We start from the raw sequence: 1,147 nt of genomic DNA on the forward strand, positions 1-1,147 counted from the left end.
GCCGGCAAGACCGTCGCGGTGTTCGGCCTCGGCGGCTCGGGGCTCGCGTCCTGTCACGCGTTGAAAGCGGGCGGCGCCGAAGTGGTCGCCGCCGACGACAATGCCGAGAACGTCGCCAAGGCCGCGCAGGCCGGATTCATCACCGCGGATTTGCGCAACGTCTCCTGGGCGAATTTTTCGGCGCTGGTGCTCGCGCCCGGCGTGCCGCTCACCCATCCCGTGCCGCATTGGAGCGCGCTGAAGGCACGCGAGGCCGGCGTCGAGGTGATCGGCGACATCGAGCTGTTCTGCCGCGAGCGGCGCCGCCACGCGCCGGATGCGCCGTTCGTCGCCATCACCGGCACCAACGGCAAGTCGACCACGACGGCGCTGATCGCGCATCTCACCAAGGTCGCCGGCTACGACACCCAGATGGGCGGCAATATCGGCACCGCGATCCTGTCGCTGGAGCCGCCGCGCACCGGCCGCGTCCATGTCGTCGAGATGTCGTCCTACCAGATCGACCTCACGCCCTCGCTCGATCCCTCCGTCGGCATTTTGCTCAATGTCAGCGAGGACCATATCGACCGTCACGGCACGGTCGAACACTACGCCGCGGTGAAGGAGCGTCTCGTCGCGAGCGTGCAGCCAGGCGGCACCTCGATCGTCGGCGTCGACGACGGCTTTTGCCGCGACATCGCCGACCGGCTCGAGCGTGCAGGCAGGAACGTTGTGCGCATCTCGGTCAGGAATCCGCTGGCGAGCGGCATCCATGTCGAGCACGGCACCATCGTGCGCACCGCGGGTGGCGCGCGCAGCGAGGTCGCAAAGCTCGGCGGCATCGGCTCGCTGCGCGGCCTGCACAACGCGCAGAACGCGGCCTGTGCGGCTGCCGCCGCGCTCGCGATGGGCATCAGCCAGGACGTGTTGCAGGACGGCCTGCGCAGCTTTCCGGGACTGGCACACCGCATGGAGCAGGTCGGCCRCCGCGGCAACGTGCTGTTCGTCAACGACTCCAAGGGGACCAACGCGGATGCCACCGCGTATGCGCTGTCGTCCTTTGCCGACATCTTCTGGATCGCCGGCGGCAAGCCGAAGGCGGGCGGCATCACCAGCCTCACGGGTTTCTTCCCGCGCATCCGCAAAGCCTATCTGATCGGCGAGGCCG

At 68.7% G+C, this 1,147-nt stretch carries 1 protein-coding gene; it reads left to right on the plus strand.

The window, feature by feature from the left end; translation table 11 throughout:
• Window positions 1-1,147, plus strand: a 1,147-nt coding sequence (gene murD, locus ACXJL8_RS41665) for a UDP-N-acetylmuramoyl-L-alanine--D-glutamate ligase (protein ID WP_456687103.1), incomplete at both ends; no start/stop codon positions are given.

The sequence above is a fragment of the Bradyrhizobium sp. P5_C11_2 genome, from assembly GCF_054049755.1.